This is a genomic window from Paenibacillus sp. P3E (genome assembly GCF_001909045.1).
GTDB classification, from domain to species: domain Bacteria; phylum Bacillota; class Bacilli; order Paenibacillales; family Paenibacillaceae; genus Paenibacillus_AQ; species Paenibacillus_AQ helianthi.
In genome coordinates this window covers 53,658-71,705 of record NZ_LVWH01000026.1, presented here as the reverse complement: position 1 = coordinate 71,705, position 18,048 = coordinate 53,658, and the positions used below count along the sequence as shown (strand labels likewise).

15 protein-coding genes, 1 tRNA gene and 1 other annotated feature are annotated in these 18,048 nt (G+C 51.5%); of the genes, 8 read left to right on the top strand and 8 right to left on the bottom strand.

Going from position 1 to position 18,048, the window contains the following annotated elements; genetic code table 11:
• Positions 1 to 61 precede the first annotated feature (61 nt).
• From pstA to A3842_RS04745, 5 genes are all read right to left on the bottom strand, one after another.
• Positions 62 to 937 carry a phosphate ABC transporter permease PstA gene (gene pstA / locus A3842_RS04765; RefSeq protein ID WP_074084188.1) on the bottom strand — a complete coding sequence of 292 codons (876 nt, stop codon included), beginning with the start codon at positions 935 to 937 and terminating at the stop codon, positions 62 to 64.
• A complete protein-coding gene (gene pstC, locus A3842_RS04760; RefSeq protein ID WP_074100621.1) occupies positions 934 to 1,884 on the bottom strand; it encodes a phosphate ABC transporter permease subunit PstC in 951 nt (316 codons plus the stop codon). Before pstC ends, pstA begins: the two co-directional genes overlap by 4 nt.
• 94 nt (positions 1,885 to 1,978) lie before the next feature.
• On the bottom strand, positions 1,979 to 2,842 hold the full coding sequence (locus A3842_RS04755) for a phosphate ABC transporter substrate-binding protein (RefSeq protein WP_074084186.1): 864 nt from the start codon (positions 2,840 to 2,842) through the stop codon (positions 1,979 to 1,981).
• A gap of 59 nt (positions 2,843 to 2,901) precedes the next feature.
• A complete protein-coding gene (locus tag A3842_RS04750) occupies positions 2,902 to 4,320 on the bottom strand; it encodes a TolB family protein (protein ID WP_143186157.1) in 1,419 nt (472 codons plus the stop codon).
• Between the two features lie 158 nt (positions 4,321 to 4,478).
• Positions 4,479 to 4,922 (bottom strand): hypothetical protein, encoded by a 444-nt coding sequence (locus tag A3842_RS04745; RefSeq protein WP_074084184.1) that lies wholly within the window; start codon positions 4,920 to 4,922, stop codon positions 4,479 to 4,481.
• A gap of 218 nt (positions 4,923 to 5,140) precedes the next feature.
• On the opposite strand from A3842_RS04745, the gene A3842_RS04740 reads away from it, so the two are divergent.
• From A3842_RS04740 to A3842_RS04725, 4 genes are all read left to right on the top strand, one after another.
• Complete coding sequence (locus tag A3842_RS04740) at positions 5,141 to 5,872, top strand: ABC transporter ATP-binding protein (RefSeq protein WP_083609478.1); 732 nt, start codon at positions 5,141 to 5,143, stop codon at positions 5,870 to 5,872.
• Positions 5,869 to 6,906 (top strand): ABC transporter permease, encoded by a 1,038-nt coding sequence (locus A3842_RS04735; RefSeq protein WP_074100618.1) that lies wholly within the window; start codon positions 5,869 to 5,871, stop codon positions 6,904 to 6,906. The genes A3842_RS04740 and A3842_RS04735 overlap by 4 nt, the downstream gene beginning before the upstream one ends.
• Positions 6,907 to 6,963: 57 nt before the next feature.
• Complete coding sequence (locus A3842_RS04730) at positions 6,964 to 7,662, top strand: TetR/AcrR family transcriptional regulator (RefSeq protein WP_074100617.1); 699 nt, start codon at positions 6,964 to 6,966, stop codon at positions 7,660 to 7,662.
• A gap of 233 nt (positions 7,663 to 7,895) precedes the next feature.
• Positions 7,896 to 11,204, top strand: coding sequence for a DEAD/DEAH box helicase (locus A3842_RS04725; RefSeq protein ID WP_074100616.1), 3,309 nt, complete (start codon positions 7,896 to 7,898; stop codon positions 11,202 to 11,204).
• 109 nt (positions 11,205 to 11,313) lie between these two features.
• Here A3842_RS04725 and A3842_RS04720 read toward each other — a convergent pair whose 3' ends face one another.
• The gene (locus A3842_RS04720) at positions 11,314 to 11,673 is read right to left on the bottom strand and encodes a hypothetical protein (protein ID WP_074084179.1); all 360 of its coding nucleotides are present in this window, start codon (positions 11,671 to 11,673) and stop codon (positions 11,314 to 11,316) included.
• 201 nt (positions 11,674 to 11,874) lie between these two features.
• On the opposite strand from A3842_RS04720, the gene A3842_RS04715 reads away from it, so the two are divergent.
• Together A3842_RS04715 and A3842_RS04710 are read left to right on the top strand one after the other, a co-directional pair.
• Positions 11,875 to 12,189: a hypothetical protein gene (locus A3842_RS04715; protein ID WP_074084178.1), complete on the top strand. Its 315-nt coding sequence runs from the start codon at positions 11,875 to 11,877 to the stop codon at positions 12,187 to 12,189.
• A gap of 252 nt (positions 12,190 to 12,441) precedes the next feature.
• Positions 12,442 to 12,662, top strand: a binding site (T-box leader).
• Positions 12,663 to 12,736: 74 nt separating this feature from the next.
• Positions 12,737 to 14,599 (top strand): arginine--tRNA ligase, encoded by a 1,863-nt coding sequence (locus A3842_RS04710; protein WP_074100615.1) that lies wholly within the window; start codon positions 12,737 to 12,739, stop codon positions 14,597 to 14,599.
• A 251-nt stretch (positions 14,600 to 14,850) separates the two neighbouring features.
• On the opposite strand, the gene A3842_RS04705 is transcribed toward A3842_RS04710, so the two are convergent.
• Both A3842_RS04705 and A3842_RS04700 read right to left on the bottom strand, forming a co-directional pair.
• Positions 14,851 to 14,924: transfer RNA gene (locus A3842_RS04705), tRNA-Arg, on the bottom strand.
• A 237-nt stretch (positions 14,925 to 15,161) separates the two neighbouring features.
• Entirely contained in the window at positions 15,162 to 15,518 is a 357-nt protein-coding gene (locus tag A3842_RS04700; RefSeq protein ID WP_074100614.1) for a hypothetical protein, read from the bottom strand.
• A gap of 279 nt (positions 15,519 to 15,797) precedes the next feature.
• Here A3842_RS04700 and asnB point away from each other — a divergent pair, with 279 nt between their 5' ends.
• Together asnB and A3842_RS31850 are read left to right on the top strand one after the other, a co-directional pair.
• Positions 15,798 to 17,642: an asparagine synthase (glutamine-hydrolyzing) gene (gene asnB / locus A3842_RS04695; RefSeq protein ID WP_074084175.1), complete on the top strand. Its 1,845-nt coding sequence runs from the start codon at positions 15,798 to 15,800 to the stop codon at positions 17,640 to 17,642.
• Positions 17,584 to 17,988, top strand: coding sequence for a hypothetical protein (locus A3842_RS31850; RefSeq protein ID WP_143186156.1), 405 nt, complete (start codon positions 17,584 to 17,586; stop codon positions 17,986 to 17,988). The genes asnB and A3842_RS31850 overlap by 59 nt, the downstream gene beginning before the upstream one ends.
• The last annotated feature ends 60 nt before the right edge of the window (positions 17,989 to 18,048 follow it).

Below are 18,048 nucleotides of genomic sequence, written 5' to 3'. Positions count from 1 at the left end.
ACCCAGGTCGGCATCCGTTTCTGTATTCATTAGAACGTATAAATGAGAGATCTGCTGCCGCTTAGCGTCCCCGGCGGCGTCCGAGCCACAGCGGGAACCGGAAGATGAAATTAATCAGCAGTACCACGAACACAAGCACGGCTGCGGACTTGTCGGCAATCTGCCGCGCATCCTCAACGATGGCCTCTGACTGTACATACCACAGATGAACAGCCAGTGTCTCGCCTGGCGAGAACAGATTGAAATCCCACATCTCGCCGGAAGTGCTGAGGCCCGCAGTCAGAATAATAACAGCCGACTCCCCGAAGGCGCGTCCTGCCACCAGACAGACACCGGTCACGATAGCTGGCATGGCTACCGGCAGCACCACCTTGCGGATAACATGGAACTTGGTCATTCCCAGGGCATAGCCTGCTTCACGGATCTCTCCGGGAACGGCGCGTACCGCTTCTTCCGTAACGCGGGCCAGCATCGGCAGATTGAGCAGTGCCAGGCTGACACCGCCGCCGAGAATGGTCAGTCCGACGTTAAAGTATTCGGCAAAGATCGCGAGACCCAGCAGCCCGAATACGATGGAAGGAACCGACGATAGCGACTCCACGCAGATGCGCAGCGCTCCGGTGAACTTATTATCCGGCGCATATTCCGCCATATAAATTCCGGCCCCGACACCAATCGGAATCGAAATCAGCAGCGAAATGAACAAAATATAGAAGGAGTTGAACAGCACCGGGCCAATACCGCCGCCAGCGTCCATTTCCTCCGGCTGCTTGATCAAGAAGTCTGGTCTGAGCGATGGCACGCCTTTGCTTAGAATGGTGAAGAGCAGCCAGAAAATCAGCAGCATGACCAGAGCGCCCAGGGTGTAAAAAGCAATGGTTGCCAATTTGTTGTTACGTTGTGAACGGGCCGAATGGCGTGTTCGGGTAAAATTCATGCTGCATCCCCCCTTTTCCGGCCTAATATGCGGATGATAAGGATCAGCACAAACGAAATCAACAGCAGCAGAAAGGCCATCATGTGCAGCGCATAGTTCCAGGTGGAGTCAAATTCCACATTAGAAATCTGCATTACGATGTTACTGGTCAGTACGGATGAGGGAGTGAACAGGGTTTTGGCCAGCTGAGGCGTATTACCGATAACCATCACAACTGCCATTGTCTCTCCAACCGCACGGGTCATGCCCAGAATAATGGCCGAGATAATGCCTCTATTGGCTGCGGGCAGAACTACACGCATAATCACCTGCAGACGCGTGGAACCAAGGGCATAAGCGGCATCCCGGTATTTGCGCGGAACGGCAATGATGGCATCATCACTGATCCGGCAAATAGTAGGCAATACCATCAAAGCCAGGACAAGCGCTGCCGCAAGCAGGCCGTCTCCCAGCCCTTCCCCGCTGACTCTGCGCAGAAAAGGCAATAGCACGGTCAACCCCAGATATCCATAGACTATAGAAGGAATCCCGACAAGCAAATCCAGCACCGGCCGGATAAAGCCCTTGAGCCATTTCGGAGCGATCTCCGCACACAGCACAGCCATTCCTACCGACACGGGAACCGCAATGAGCAGTGTCAGGGCCGTCAGTGATAATGTATTAACAATAAAGGCAGCGGCGCCAAAGGCTTCCTCTTCCGGGCTCCAGTTGAATGAGAAGAAGAACTCAAGCGGCGAGAGATGAGCGAACAGAAGCAGCGCCGTTTTGCCGATGAATACAATGACAAGTCCAAGCACCAGACAAAGTGCAAGGATACTGAACAGAAAATAATAACGGAACATGGTGTTGCTGAATAAATGCCTGTTGTGGCGTTTGGTGCTTATACTGCTTTCTGCAAGACTGCTCTTCTGTGCCCGCGATGCCAGGTTCTGGACCGGTGCCCCCATACTTTCCCTCCTGTAAGCGGCCACCCCCGCATGAACTCCGGAGCTGGCCGCTGTTACCGTTCAATATATGTTCATGATTCTAAAAGACTTACCATTAACCCTTCATTGCGGAAATCGGAATGAATTTCAGCTTCTTCAGGGAACCCTGCTGGAACTTCTTGCTTTGTACATAATCGATGAATTCTTTGGTTACGCCGCTTGGCTGGCCTTTGGTCATATAATATCCGTAAGCCCAAATCTTGTAAGATCCATTGATAACATTATCTGAAGTTGCTTCAACACCGTTGAATTTCACAGCCTTAATGTCGCCACCACTTACATAGACAAGGTCGATATAGCCGATAGCGTTAGGGGTTGTAGCAACAGCAGTTTTCATATCGCCGCTTGATCCGGTTTCTTTATAGTTTTTCTCTTTCTTCGTGATATCCCCGCCAGCCAGTGCCTTAGCCTGATAGTTAACACGTGTACCGGAACCGAAGGCGCGGGTAACGACTACAATGTTGGCATCCGATCCGCCGACATCTTTCCAGTTGGTGATTTTCCCAGAGAAAATGCCTTGCAGCTGTTCGGTAGTGAGGTTATCTACACCTACATTTTTGTTAACAATGGTGGCAAAAGGAATAACGGCTACTTTGTTAGCTACTTGTCCTTCAAAAGCCTTGAAGCCGGGAACGTCCATGCTTGCATCCCAGTCGCATGCGCCGATATCGGCAATCCCTTTCTTCACAGCTTGTGGTCCAGTGACAGAACCTTTACCGGAAGCAGCGATTTTGACTTTCGGATGAAGCTTCTGGAATTCCTTGGCTGCCTGCAGCGTCAGCGGAAGCAATGCGGTGGAGCCGTTGACTGTAATTTTCCCCTTAAGTGAATCTGCAGCAGCCGCGATTCCGGCAAAAGATGCAGTTACCGCGATAACCGCGGTCAAAGCTGTAACTGTGAATTTTTTGAAAATCTTCATGAATAATTTCTCCTCTCGGCGATTCCGCCGTTATATGATGTGGGTGATGCCTCAGTCGTTTATTTGGAGAGCTGAAGTGCTTTGCCGCCCTGGATTAGGAGCACTTTGCCGTCGCTGACAACAGCAAGCTTGCTGCCATCTTTGGATACGGCTACTTCTGATACATCTTCGGACGTATGGAACAGCACTGTTTTGCTGCCGCTGGCATCAATGGAATAGATAGAAGTGCTTCCGTCCGCTGCTGTACCGGAGACGATCAGACCTGTGGATACCCCAGTTGACCATGAAGGTTCAACATCAAGAGCGATGTTCGTAATAGTTCCGTCCACTGCGATGAATTTCAGGGTGTTGGCTGCATTGCCATCCGGATCTGCACTCAGGTACACGACTCCGCCATTAGCCAGAATTTCCGGATACAACTTATTGTCCAGCGCTGTAGTCAGAGCTACAGGCTTCGCATCTTTGGTAGCGAGATCCAGCTTATACAGCTGCTCTCCGGCTTTGCTGAAATCTACAGTAAGCGAATCTTCTGTACTGTCAGCATCATTTTTGGCGACCCCGGTTACGTTAACAATGTAGACAACACTCTTGGCATCAGTAGACAGACGCAGTTCCGATTTATTCTCCACTTTATCTTCAAGCAGTGCTTTAACGGCACCAGTCTCTACCGAGATTTGAGCGATCTTCTCCTGCTTGTCACCCTGGATGAAGTAGATGGTCTTGCCATCTTGCGACCAGACCAGATCCGTCTTCACGCTGGTATCCGTTCCAAGTGTCGAGATGGCTCCGCTGGCAAGGTTGATCAGCTTCAGCTGGCCTGTCTCATCGGTGAACGCGCCCCAGTTCTGATCTACGGAAACTGCGAAATCCAGTGCGCTTTCATTGGAAGAGAAAACCTCGTAGTCGCCAGGGTATGTGCGGAATTTGAACAGCTGTGCTGTTTCGGAATCGCTTTTGTTCGCAATAATGCTTCCATTGGCACTCCAGTGCAGCGTATCAAACTGACCTTCCGGACGGGCAAAGCTCAGAATCGTCTGACCTTCAGCCTGCAGTTCTCCGCCAAGTGAAGTAACCAGCTTCGTCAGCTCTACATACGTTTTACCGTTATAATCGACAGGTGCGATGGTGAATTGTTGTGCCACACCATCTACTTGATAGCTTTTTGAGCCTGCTTGAATGACTACATTATGTAATCCCTTGCTGTCGTTCAATTGAAAGCCTCCGCTGCCTAAGATCAGCTTGGCGCCAAGCTCCCCTGCCACTTGACTTAGCGAATACAGCTTATAGCCTTTGCTGTCAATAGTGCTAAGGGTCACTGGCGTTCCGTTCACAGTCCAGGTGGTGCTGCCTTCTTTGACTGCTGAGGTCTTAACGGCGGCAGCATTAGCACTGCTGCTTGTTGCCAAAATACTTCCCGCTCCTCCTGTTACGAGAAGTGCTGAAGCCAAAGCCGCGCTGAACCATTTTCTATTTCCCAATTAGATTCACCCTTTTCCTATAGGTAACTGCTAATGTTATTTTCATCTACGAGTGTCAATTCTGTTCGAGAGGAATGTTATGGAAATATTAACTGCACAAATAAGACCGCACCTGAGCAATCAAGGTCGGCCTTAAGGTAAATTTTAGGTTAAATACGTTAATTCTCAATCCATGTTACGATAATTTCGGTACTGCCGGGATTCGAAGCCGAGCTGGTGCCTATAATAGAATAGGAATATGCATTAGGGACCTTGCCACTAATAATCATGTTTTTCCTGTCCACAATCTGTGTCCCGAGTTTCAGCGATTTGTCATTCACATACTTTTGATAGGTGCTGCCGAGTTCATCCATGCTTTCCCGGGTTTCATAGATCAGCATGGAGGACTTTTTTCCGTGGGCTGCCTCACCCTCAGTAAATGTAATACCCGCACCGGCTGGAATCGGTAAATCCCCGGGAAGATACTGTGACTTGTCTACGCCTTCTTGCGCCAAAGTGCGAAAATGCCCTTCACCCGTCTCACTTCCGGGATTGCTGCATGCACCAAGTCCTGCCGCGGCCACCCATACCAGCAAGCCCAGCACAACCTTTCTGTAGGTCATTTTCCAGCCCCTCTTCTATGGAAAGTTTATTATTAGTATATTTACTGATACCCATAATTACCCTAAACTTCCACAGATTAAAACTCCTTTTTGGTTAAACTTTAAAAAAATCTTTTCATTAGGGTTTCACTGCTGAAAAAGCAATTTACATCTGTAACGGATTGATTTAGAATAATGAGTGAGTACTCACTCATATCCATGGAATCGAGGAGATTGACATGAACCAAGTGAATCCTGTGATTGCTGTAACCCATGTCCACCGCGCATTTGGCAGCAGAGAGGTGCTGAAGGATATTACACTTCAGGTGGAGCAGGCCGAAACCTTCGGTATCCTTGGCCCTTCCGGCTCAGGTAAAACTACGCTCGTGAAGCTGCTGACCGGCATTGATGAAGTTACCTCAGGGGAAGTGAAGGTGCTGGGTACCCTTGTGCCCAAGCTCTCCCTGCTGCAGCAAATCGGCTATATGGCGCAGTCGGATGCACTTTACACCGAGCTAAGCGCCAAAGAAAATCTGGAATTCTTCGCGTCCCTTTATGGACTAAAGGGCGGAAACCGTGTCCGGCGGATCGCCGATGTGATGGAGATTGTAAATCTGCAGGAGCATCTGCGTAAACGCGTGGATCAATATTCCGGCGGAATGAAGCGGCGCCTGTCGCTGGCGATCGCCTTGTTGCATGAACCGCCGCTGCTCATTCTTGACGAGCCTACGGTGGGCATTGATCCGGTATTACGCCAGTCTATCTGGAAAGAGCTGCGTGCATTGAACGGAAAGGGTACCACTATTGTGCTGACTACCCATGTGATGGACGAAGCGGAAAAATGTGACCGGCTCGCGATGATCCGGGACGGGCAGTTGCTGGTCGTGGATTCTCCGAAGGGTCTGCTGCAATCTGCAGGCGTTGCTTCGATGGAAGACGCTTTTCTATATTATGGAGGTGCCCGGCGATGAGAGTACGCGCAATTACCCTGCGGATCCTGCAGCAATTCATTCATGATAAAAGAACCATGGCGCTCATGTTCATCGCCCCGCTACTCGTGCTCAGCCTGATGAGTCTGGTATTCAATGGAAATGCCTATGAGCCAAAGATCGGGGTCTCCGGTGGTGCGATCCCTTTCACCAGCGCGCTTGAAGCGCAGAACGCGAAGGTTGTTCTATACAAATCAGCGGACCTCGGCAAAGCCGACCTTCAGGAAAGTGAGCTGGATGCCCTCGTTACTCTAAATGGAACTTCACCCGAGGTTATTCTTGAGGGCAGCAATCCGACCGCAAACCGGGCGGTGATGATGGCTGTGTCTGCAGCCATCCAGAATTTTCATCCGGCAAATGCGGGACAAGGCCAGATGAAACCGCAGATCAGCTATCTGTACGGCGCTGAGGATATGAAGACCATTGACCGCTTTGGTCCGATTATGATTGGTGTATTTATCTTTTTCTTCGTCTTCCTGATTGCCGGTGTTTCCTTCCTGCGGGAGCGGACTACCGGAACACTGGAGCGTCTGCTCTCCACGCCCCTGAAGCGCTGGGAGATTGTGCTTGGCTACGTCTGCGGGTTCGGTATCTTCACCGTGTTCCAGGCGCTGCTGATCTCCTGGTTCTCTATCCAGGTGCTCGGCATTATGATGGCGGGGAGCTTCGGCTATGTGCTGCTGCTGACCCTCCTGCTCTCGATGTCGGCTCTGACTTTGGGCACGCTGCTCTCGGCATATGCCGCCAATGAGCTGCAGATGATCCAGTTCATTCCGCTGATTATTGTTCCGCAGATTTTTCTGAGCGGGCTGTTCCCGCTGGATACCCTTCCCCTGTGGCTGCAGCGTGTGGGACTGGCAACGCCGATCTATTACGGCTCGGAAGCGCTGACGAATATCATGATCCGCGGCAAAGGCTGGAACGCCATTGACCTTGATGTCTACGCGCTGATTGGCTTCTCCCTCCTGTTCATGCTGCTCAATGTGCTGGCTCTGCGCAAGCATCGTAAAATGTAAACTTTAATTTTCCTGTGATAGACTATATTGAAGGAAAAGTTTTGGGAGGACAACCGCATGCAAAAGAACAAAGCGGCAGAGCAGCAAGGTCAGGAAGAGTGGATCGCGGAGCTGCTGACCCTCAGTGAAGAACAAAAGATGACACCCAAGCAGCTGGCCATTCTGCAGGCGGGAATTGAGATTTTTTCCGAGAAGGGCTACGCCGCTGCCTCCACCAGTGAAATTGCCCAAAGGGCGGGAGTGGCAGAAGGTACCATATTCCGCTACTACAAGACCAAAAAAGAGCTGCTGCTGTCTATTGTAAGCCCGGCTATGGCCAAGATGATCGCACCTTTCGTGCTTCGCAATTTCGGCGGAGTGCTGGATGTTCCTTTTGAGAGCTATGAAGCGTTCCTGCGGGCCTTTATGGTGAACCGCCTGGAGTTCGCCCGCAAAAATTTTAAGATCCTGAGAATATTCGTACAGGAAATCCCCTTCCAGCCGGTTCTCCGGGAACAGTTCATTGAAAATGTTATGAACAATATACTGGAGCGGGTAACGAATATCACCGATCATTTCAAAGAAAAGGGCGAGGTGGCAGATGTCCCCACCTCTTCAATTATACGCTTCACCATCTCCTCCGTAATCGGGTATCTGTTGGCACGCCTTCTGCTGATGCCGGACAAAGACTGGGATGATGAAGCTGAGATCAACCTGACTATTGAGTTCATGCTGCATGGGATCAGCGGTCCGGCAATACGGCGTGAGAATCAATGAACAGAAAATATTGTTAAAACCAATTTTGTCAAATATCCGTCCTATTTTTTGGCACCTGTCGGCCAATCGAATTAAGCACATCGCCCGCGACCCACGGCCATCCTCTACCTGCAGATCTGCGGGCCCAGGATGGCTTTTTCTATTCCTGCTTTGAAGGCGTACGCATGTTCTGCTAATATGGAAGCTATAGTAATTCAGCAATTAAGGATATGCTAGAAGGAAGTGATCATGCGGTGAGTTTTTATGTGCCGGAACGGGTAATCAGGCTGCTGTGCGGCAAGGCAGCTTTTGAACGGGGCTCAGAGGATTATGAAGCTGGAAAGGTCCGGCTGGCCGCAGTAGAGAATTATGAGGGACTGGAATATTCGAAATATCAGGCTACTGTCTACGGACTGGAGCCTTACGATATCACGCTTACCATAGACAGCGACGGAGACGTGAACGGCAAATGCTCCTGTCCCGCGTATTCCCACGGTGGACCGTTTTGCAAGCATATTGCCGCAGTTCTGGTATCTATCCTCTATACCGAAGAAGACGTGGATGGACAATCATCTGGAATGGAGCCGGATGAAGTCCGCAGCAATCCACAAAACGTAGCTGATGACTCAAATGACCGGTTTCTTGTAAGCAGTATGCTGGGTTTGTTCGAGAACAACCGCCAACGCCCGAGCGGCGCTGGAGCTTATGTAGATGTTAGAATCCCGCTGGAGATGGAATTTATCTGCAAACCCTTTGCCTATAACTTTGGCAACCGCATGCTCGGCCTTGAACTGAAAGTAGGCCCCAAACGCCTTTACATTGTCCAGAAAATAAGAGCGTTTCTGGAACGCGTCCACCGCGGTGAACCCTTTGAATTCTCCAAGCATTTCATGTATGACCCTACCCTGCACTGCTTCAAGAAGGAAGACAATGCCGTGCTGCTGAAGCTGATCGAGATTCTTCTGAATGAACGGATCTACCAGGGCAATGCCGCGCCCTATTCCTCTTATTCAGGAAGTATGGGCGGAGAGCGGGTGCTGGCCATTCCGCCTTTTTTCTGGGAGTCACTTCTGCCTGTTCTAGGGGCATCCTCTTCTGTTCATTGGCAGGCTGGCGACACGGTCACCGCAGGCATTCCCATTGAAAACGGGCTCCCTAAGCTTAGTTTTCAATTTGATGAGGCTGAAGAAAAGGGCTACCGGCTGGACATTACAGGACTGGCACAACTTACGGTCATGGAGGATTACGGGCTTGTGCTGTCTGAAAGCAAGCTGCTGAAGCTGCCGGTGCAGGAATGCATACGTCTGTCTGAACTGAAGAGAATGCTGGCCGAGTCCAGAACCAACGGGATCGTTATCGCTCCAGGACAGATGGAAACTTTTATGGACAAAGTGATTCCCGGCCTCAAGAAGCTGGGACAGGTTCATATCGCTGCTGCCATTGCTGACCGGATTGTACAGACGCAGCTGCAAGCCAGGCTCTATCTGGACCGGGTGCGGGACCGGCTGCTGGCCGGGCTTGAATTCCAGTACGGAACGATTGTCGTCAATCCGCTGGAGGAGCAGATGCGTGACCGCGGCGATGAAGTCATCCTCATGCGGGATAGTGAAACCGAGCAGCGGATTCTGGATCTGATGGCCCATGAGTCTTTTGCCCGAACGGACAGCGGCTATATTATGAACGACGAGGAAGGGGAATATGACTTCCTGTACCATACGATTCCATTGCTGGAGCCCTTACTGCAGGTATACGCGACCACCGCCGTCAAGTTGAGGGTGCCTACCGGCACCTACATCCCCAAGGCCAGCTTAACGTGGAATGAAAAAACCGACTGGCTTGATTTCAAATTCGGTATGGACGGCATTCCCGAATCAGATATAGTACTGGTGCTGAAGTCCCTGCAGGAGAAGCGCAAATATTACCGCCTGCCGGACGGGGCGCTGCTGCCGCTGGAAACCGCCGAGTTCCAGGAAATTATCGCACTCATTAATGAGCTTGGAATGGGGACTGCCGATATCCCTGGCGCAGAATTCTCTCTGCCTTTAATCCAGGGGCTTCATTTGGATGCCGATACCGGCAAAGGAGGTACCGATGCTATCCGCATTGGACGCTCCTTCCGCCGTCTTCTGGCGAACATGCACAGTCCGGAGAATCTTGACTTTCCGCTTCCGGAGACACTGGCTCCGGTGCTGCGGGATTACCAGCAGTATGGCTTCCAGTGGCTGAAGACGCTGGCTCACTACCGTTTCGGGGGTATCCTTGCAGATGATATGGGTCTGGGTAAAACGCTGCAAAGCATCGCTTTCCTGCTCTCAGAGCTGGAAGATATCCGCAAGACCGGGCTGCCTGCGCTTATTGTTGCACCTGCCTCGCTGCTCTACAACTGGCAGAATGAACTGAAGCGCTTCGCTCCGCAGATCCAAGCGGCTATCGCCGACGGGAACCTGACCGAACGGAGCCGGACGCTGCGGAATGCGGCAGGCTGTGATGTTGTAATCACCTCCTATCCGCTGCTGCGCCGTGATGTCGAGCTGTATGTTAAGCGTTCTTTCCATACTCTCGTCCTGGATGAAGCGCAGGTCATCAAGAACCATGCAACCCAGACGGCACAGGCGGTAAAAGCATTGCAGGCGCGTTATCGCTTCGCCCTTACCGGAACCCCGGTTGAAAATGCGCTGGAGGATCTCTGGTCGATCTACGGCGTCGTGTTTCCCGGACTGTTCCCGGGCAAAAAAGCCTTTCACGATTTGCCCCGGGAGACTGTCGCCAGGCGGATCCGCCCGTTTCTGCTGCGCCGCCTGAAAAGTGATGTACTTAAAGAACTGCCGGAAAAGATCGAGTCCCTTCAGGCCTCCGAGCTGCTGCCGGAACAGAAAAAGCTGTATGTTGCCTATCTCGCCAGGCTGCGGAAGGAAGCGCTCAAGCATCTGGACAGCGATGAGTTCGGCAATGGGTTCGGCAATGGGCGAATCAAGGTGCTTGCCGGACTTACCCGTCTGCGCCAGCTGTGCTGCCACCCTGCACTTTTTGTGGATGGCTATACGGGAGGATCGGGCAAATTCGAGCAACTGCTGGAGATTATCGAGGAATGCCGCAGCTCTGGCAAGCGTATGTTGATTTTCTCGCAATTCACCGAGATGCTTGGGATGATCAGCCGCGAGCTGGGCTTGCAGGGGATTTCACATTTCTACCTGGACGGCCATACTCCTGCTTCAAAGAGGGTTGAACTGTGTGGACTTTTTAATGAAGGAGAAAGGGACCTGTTCCTCATCTCGCTCAAAGCCGGGGGGACAGGCCTGAATCTGACCGGAGCAGACACCGTCATCCTCTATGATCTGTGGTGGAATCCCGCTGTCGAGCAGCAGGCCGCAGACCGGGCACACCGGATCGGACAAAAGAAAGTAGTGCAGGTGATCCGGCTGATTGCTCAGGGCACGGTAGAAGATAAAATGTACGAGCTGCAGCAGAAGAAGAAAAATCTGATCGATGAAGTCATCGAGCCGGGTCAGGAAGCCTTATCTTCCCTAACGGAGCAGGATATCCGCGAAATTCTGATGATCTGATCCACATCAGGAACTAATCATCATTTCCTAAATAACAAAGCAGGGACCTCCTCTCGTATACCGCCGGAAGGTCCCTGTTTCTGTTCTCATTTTCTAATTTGATTTCGTATTATGCCTCCTGACTTGTTTTCTCGTGTTCCACTACACGATGTGCTCCGACCAGCTGACCAGACGATTGTTTGCCCCACACGGATATTCCAACAGTCTCCACATCTCCAGAACCGGTTGTAAACACAAACTCGAAGGCATCCAAATCAGCAAAATAATTTCTCGTCACAACTTCATCGGGTCCGATATTAATCACTTCATTTACATACAACGTTCTTGTTGTGCCAAGCACATACCCTTGAATGGTTACAGTGACAGCACCTACTGTATTTCTGCATACCATTTTCACCGTCACCAGCTGTGTGGGTCTAACCCCCAGAACCGCATTGTTCTCCAGGGGTCCAGTTGATAAAATAGCCATCTTGTCCCACTCCTCCTTTCTTGTATTCACCATTCAGTCTATGAAGCTAAGACTCTTGCAGTGTTTGATCCTAGTCGCACAATATATTCATATTCGAGCAAGCGGCTAACCGTGTGGACAGAAGACAGGCTCCATTCACCGATAGCAGCGCAAGAGCATAGAGTGTAGAAATAGATTGTTTTATGGAAGAAGGGAGATTCCATGCCCCCTCCTGGAAAGGGGAAAAAGACTGGTGCCAAAAAACAACCGGCTAATCCCAACAAACAAATTCCAAAAGGATTGGAATACACAGTGGCTGTACTGCTGCTGACCGGTAAACTGCGGGTAGATTCTATCCAGATGTATACCGATGCTTCCCTGTTCGTCAGTTTGACGGGAAAGTATAAATCCTTGGGCGATTTAAGCTCCGGCAATGCTAACAATGTTGATAAGCTGCTCAGCTTCCTGGATGATAATAGCAGCTTGACCTTGAACGAAATCATGACCGCCCTGAAGAAAAAAACCGATAACTCCTGAAGCCCGGAAAAATGACGAAAGGGAGGCGCATTGACGGATGGACAGCTTTGACGGAGAGGACTTTGCCGGCGGTATTCTGCTTGTAATCGTAATTGCCCTGCTGATTTACGGCTCGACAGACATTAAAAATCTAACGGGTGCACCCGCTGCGGATTGATCGGTTATTCTCCGGCGCCCTGATGCCTGGTTTGGCCTCACCACAAAATGGCTATTGCTTTCTTCCAAAAATTCGCTATACTGATAAAAATCAATCCACATTCGATGAACGGGAAAGTAGTGATCCAGGACCCTAGTCCCCAGCGAGCCGGGAGAGTGTAAGCCGGTACAGATCCTGTCATGAAGCGCACCCGGGAGATGGACTTCTGAACTGGCAGTAGGAAGCCCCGGCTGAAGGCCGTTAACCTGTGAGGTGGCTGAACCCGGTGTTCGGCAACGAGAGTGGTACCGCGAGCGCTTATGCCCTCGTCTCTTTTAGAGACGGGGCTTTTTTGTGTTTGCCGGACCCCTGGATTTGCAGCTGTAGTGCATTTTTTAAGGAGGGAATCCCATGTTAAGTCAACTGATTAGCAACCATTTGGAACAAAGTGTAAACCAAGTAATCCGTAGTCTCGGGGCAGAATCTGCAGAACCGGTAACCGTTGCCCTGGAGCAGCCTGCGAATGCCGATTTCGGTGATTATTCAAGCAACATTGCCATGCAATTGGCCAAAAAACTGCGCAAAGCTCCCATGACCATCGCCGGACTGATCACGGCAGAGCTTAAGCAAATGAGCATTACCGGAGGATTGTTCGAACGCATCGAGATCGCCGCTCCGGGATTTATAAATATGTATATCAACTGGCAGGAATGGGCGGGCTATTCCTTTGAGCTGCCTACGGGCAGCGGGGAAAAAGTGATTGTCGAGCATACCAGCGTCAATCCGAATAAGTCTATGCATATAGGCCACCTGAGAAACTCCTGTATCGGGGATGCGCTGGTAAGAATTTTACGGAAAACAGGGTACAACGTGGAGGTCCACAACTATGTGGATGATCTGGGCAATCAACTGGCGGATACGGTAGTGGGCTTGCTTCATGTGCCGCTGGCCGGAGAGCATGTCCGTTTCGGGGATTACTGCTGGGATATTTATGCCGCCATCAACAAGGAGTATGCACTGCAGCCGGAGAGAGTCCATAAACGGACGGACATTCTCCATGAACTGGAGGAAGGCCACGGCAATACGGCCTGGCTCGGCCAACTGGTTGCAGAACGGATCGTAAAAGAGCATGTCGCGGAGATGGACAACTTCGGAATCGGGTATGATCTCCTGGTCTGGGAGAGCAGTATTTTAAAGGGAGGCTTCTGGTCATCCGCCTTCAGTCTGCTGAAAGAGACCGCAGTATTCGTCCAAGAAACAGAGGGTAAGCTAGCAGGGTGCTGGATTCTGAAACAACCGGGGGCTGACGGGACGGAGAGCGATTCGGAGGATCATCAAAAGGACAAGGTGCTGGTGCGTTCTAACGGAATTTTGACCTACACTGCCAAGGATATTGCCTATCATCTCTGGAAATTCGGATTGCTGGACAAGGATTTCAGCTATAGCGAATTCAACTCGGGACTGTGGACAACTGGTTTAACTGGAGGTCCTATGGCTTTTGGCAAGGCGGACAGAGTGGTCAATGTCATCGACTACCGGCAGGAGTACCCTCAGGCGATGGTGAAGCAGGCACTTGAAGTACTGGGGTATGGGGAGCAGGCAGAGAAGCTGAATCATGTCAGCTACGGTGTAGTTTCACTCAGTCCGGCTTCCGCCGCTGAGCTTGGCATCGATACTTCAGAGGGCAAAAGCTCCTACGCCATGTCCGGCCGCCAAGGGATTGGCGTCAAGGTGAGCGATCTGGTCCAGCTCATGGAGAGCAGCATCGAAGCCGCCCGCTCCGACAAAACCGGCCTCTCCAGCCGGCTCATCGCCACCGCCGCAATCCGTTATTACTTGCTGCGCTTCAATCTGGGCACGGAGATTGTGTTCGACTTCAAGCAGGCCACAGAGATTTCCGGTAATACCGGGGTCTATCTGATGTACACCTTCGCGCGTGCGGGCCGTGTGCTCGGCAAAGCAGATTCTCCCGTGGAACAGGAAGCGGTTCCCCAGTTCCCGGCACAGCTGGAGAAAGCCGAGCTAGCCTTGCTTAGACAGCTCAGCACCTGGGAGGACACTCTTTATACGGCGAGCCGCGAGCTGACGCCTGGTAGTATTTGCAACTACGCTCATACCCTGGCCTCGCTGTTCAACAACTTTTATTCTAACTGTCCGATCCTTAAGGGAGAGGATACCTCCATCCGCTTCCGGATCTGGCTGACTCTGCGCTTTCAGAACACCCTCGGCGAAGTCTTGGATGTACTCGGACTGCCGAAGCCCGACCGGATGTAATAAGAACGGGCTGATTGCGAAGAGAATGCTCTCGATGCCTATGCTCCAACGAACCATCCGGGCTTCTCATCCCCCGGACGCACAAACAGCCTTCCCGAAGGAAGGCTGTCCAGTGACGTCCCGGAAGGGATACAGCCCATTCGGGCTGATTGCGAAGAGAATGCTCTCGATGCTTATGCTCCAACGAACCATCCGGGCTTCTCATCCCCCGGACGCACAAACAGCCTCCCCGAGGGAAGGCTGTCCAGTGACGTCCCGGAAGGGATTCGAACCCCTGACCGTGCGCTTAGAAGGCGCATGCTCTATCCAGCTGAGCTACCGGGACACATGTGAAAATGCAAAGCTTATAAGACATATGTATTAACGCAACGTTATCTATTATACCTTATTCAGCAAATTTTTCAAGAGGCCGTTTAAAAGTTTGCCCCTTCTTCTCTTCTTACCGGCATTTCTGCCCCCGGAGCGAATATAGAGGAAGTCTATCTGCTTCATCCTCAAAACACCGCTGCCGGGGCAGGTTCAGCGGCATGGATTCCGCTGCCGCTGCTCTTTAGCCTACTCTTTAGGACAGCTTATGGAAATGAGCCTCCAGCTGTTTTTTCAGATCTCCAAAAATGAGCAGCTCCTGCTGAAACTTCGACCGTTCATCCTCCGGAGTCATAATGGTGCTGCCGGTGAACCCGCTGAACGTTACGTCCTGAAATGCATCATGCAAATTGTTATCAAACCAGTCGGTTGCGGTATCGGCATCATTCGTCAGAATGCGTACAATTTCATAGCCTTCCTCGCGCTGGTCTTCCACAATGTACACCAAAAGGGCAGAATCGCCCACAGCCCCCGGCAATACGCCAACCTCTGCACATGGTGCGCCGTCGTATTCGGTCATTCTGCGGATTTTGGCGTCTTTAATATAATACACTGGTCATCATCCCTCCTGGCAAATTTTCCTCTTCTCTAGTGTTCGGATAAGGACATACATTTTATGCCTTCCTTCGGCATATATCTGTATTACTTGGCAAAAAAGAAACAAGTGGAAACGGCTCCGCCGACCCAAAGAAGCCTATACTTCCGAAGGAGCGATACTTTGTATCGCATTGAGGAAGCCGTTTCAGCGAGAAATATAAGGATCATTTATTGCGTAAAGCATATAAATTCTTATATTTGGACAACAATCGCACAAAAGAGAGGATGAAACATCATGTGCGGAATAACCGGATTTATCCAGTGGCGCGGCGACCTCACACAGCACTCGCAACTGCTCGTAAAAATGACTGAAACCCTGGAGAACCGCGGACCGGATGCAGCCGGAACCTGGATCTCTGGCCCATGCGCTTTCGGACACCGGAGACTTAGTGTGATCGATCCCGAGAATGGCGCCCAGCCGATGATCGCCCGCCATGACGACAAGGTGTACGCGATTGTGTATAACGGCGAATTATATAATGCCCCTGAGCTCAAAATCGAACTCAAGCAGCGCGGGCATCATTTTCTCACGGAATGTGATACAGAGGTTCTGCTCCAAGCCTATATCGAGTGGGGACCGGACTGCACAGAGAAGCTGAATGGTATTTTTGCTTTTGCCGTGTGGGACAGTTTGCGCGATCAGTTGTTTTTGGCACGCGACCGTCTGGGGGTAAAGCCGCTGTTCTACAGTCAGGTCGACGATGTGTTTGTCTTTGGCTCTGAGCCCAAAGCGCTGCTGCAGCATCCGAAAGTGAAGCCCAATGTCGGACCGGAGGGGCTTGCGGAAATTTTCATCATCGGTCCGGCCCGTACACCGGGACAGGGGATATATAAAGATATATTCGAGCTTCGTCCAGGTCATGCCATGATTTATAGCCGGAATGGAATCCGTAAATATGCCTATTGGGAGCTTACCAGCAACGAACACACTGACAATGTGGATGAAACGGCGGCCAGGGTCCGCGAGCTGCTGCAGGATACTTTGGAGCGCCAGCTGGTTTCCGATGTTCCGGTCTGTTCCCTGCTCTCCGGAGGGCTGGATTCAAGCGCGCTGACCGCACTCGCCGTAGACTATTACAACCGGACCGGCCAGGGCCAGGTAGATACCTATTCCGTAGATTATGTCGATAATGACAAGCATTTCAAAAGCCACACCTTCCAGCCCGGTGCAGACGGCCCCTGGATTAAGCGGATGGTCGATGAACTGAAGACGAATCACCACTATGTGGCGTTTGATACCCCCGAGCTGGTGGCAGCGCTGGATAACGCCCTCTATTCGCGGGATTTGCCAGGGATGACCGATGTGGATTCTTCCCTTTATTTATTTTGCCAGGAGATCAAAAAGAATGCGACCGTCGCCATTTCCGGCGAAGCAGCCGATGAGATCTTTGGCGGATACCCGTGGTTCCACCGTGAAGAAATGCTGTCATCAGGCACTTTCCCTTGGGCAGTCGCACCAAAAATGCGTTCAGAGCTCCTGTCACCGGAGATCCGTGAATGGATACGTCCGCTGGAGTATCTGGGTGACAGATATAGCGACGCGGTAGCAGAGGTGCCAAAACTTGACGGCGAGACCGGCAAACAGGCGCAAATGCGTGTGATGTCCTACCTCAACATTACCCGCTTCATGCCTACCCTGCTGGATCGCAAGGACCGGATGAGCATGGGCGTAGGCCTGGAGGTCCGCGTGCCTTATTGCGATCACCGTCTCGTGCAATATGTATTCAACATTCCCTGGGAGATCAAGACTGTAGGCAACCGGGAAAAAGGTATTCTCCGCAAAGCCTTGGAAGGCATTCTCCCGGACGATGTGCTCTACCGTAAAAAAAGCCCATACCCCAAAACACATAATCCGGCTTACTTAAATGCTGTCCGGACGCAGATGCTGAACATTCTGGATGACTCTTCCTCACCTATTCTTCCATTAATAGACGCCGCCAAAATCCGCGAAATCGCCGCATCACCGGAATCTTCCAGCAATCTTCCCTGGTTCGGCCAATTGATGTCTGGTCCGCAGCTGTTTGCTTATCTATCCCAAGTCAATCTCTGGCTGCGCAAGTATAACGTTTCGATCGGGTAAAACATCTGCCGGGTTAGCATTCACGCAGATCTATCGCTCTGCAGGTCTGCCCCTGGCCTACGGGGCAGCGGCCATTCTAGCTCATACCCTGATTACCGGCAGTGCGCCGGATATGCGCCAGTTCGGCTTAACCTCTGATCTGCCGCCGCAGTTTGGTGGCTGGATGACCGCACTCGTGTGGATGCTTACCTTCGATTACCGCCAGCACAGTAAAGGGCGGGATTGCCCTGCCCGAAAGGCAGCCGTTCTGCCGCGTTCACCTAACCGTAGCCTGTGCGCTCCCGCTCAGTCTATTAAGCGGCAGAGCCGGTGCTGCCTGCATCATTTCCGGCAGAGCTGCCGCTAATCCACCCTCTTAAGCCAAAGAGCAAGTCCCACGAAGGAGACTTGCTCTTTGGCTTTCAAT